We start from the raw sequence: 635 nt of genomic DNA, 5'->3' as shown, positions 1-635 counted from the left end.
TAAAATACTAATATCACTGTGATATAGAGATATTAGTATTTTTGAGTTAAAAATTACATAGAAAAAGCAAACATAAAAAAGAAATTTTACGCTGTATAAGCTGATATAGAATTATTACATCTTTGACTAAAAATAAGAAAAAGTCAGTTATTTAGTCAAAAATAGCTGAAAATTTATCTTTATTTTGTTTTTAGCCCTATGTTATAGATAAATTAGGAATATAGATAGATATAGAAAAATATCATACTTATATTAAAATAGTTATATTAGTAAGTTAGTATAAAAAAATAAATATGAATAAAACTATTAAGGAGTGTGCTGAATGAAGAAAATAATCAAAAGAAGCTTGATTCCAACTACTATTATTGCAACAGCATTAGCTCCGATTGTTTTATTGTCGGCTAATGATGATGTAAACGATAATGGTGTAAGTGTAGAAAATACTGAAGTTTGAAAAAATATGTCAAAATCATATTTCTATGAATACAATGATTTTAGTCAACAAGTTGCACCATATAAATTCAATGAATGAATGAAAGATGTAAATGACGAAAAAACTTTATTTCAACTTTCACTACCTGGAACACATGATTCTGGTATGTATAGTGGAAAAGGTAATTGGTGAAATATAACTC

General features: G+C 24.7%; 1 protein-coding gene. It reads left to right on the top strand.

Annotation, left to right across the window (positions count from 1 at the left end):
- Positions 1 to 322: 322 nt before the first annotated feature.
- The coding region (locus ACX1M8_RS03480; protein ID WP_458836806.1) for a hypothetical protein at positions 323 to 635 on the top strand (313 nt) is incomplete at its 3' end.

This window comes from Mycoplasma tracheobuteonis (assembly GCF_054456995.1).
This window is presented reverse-complemented; position numbering and strand designations above follow the sequence as displayed.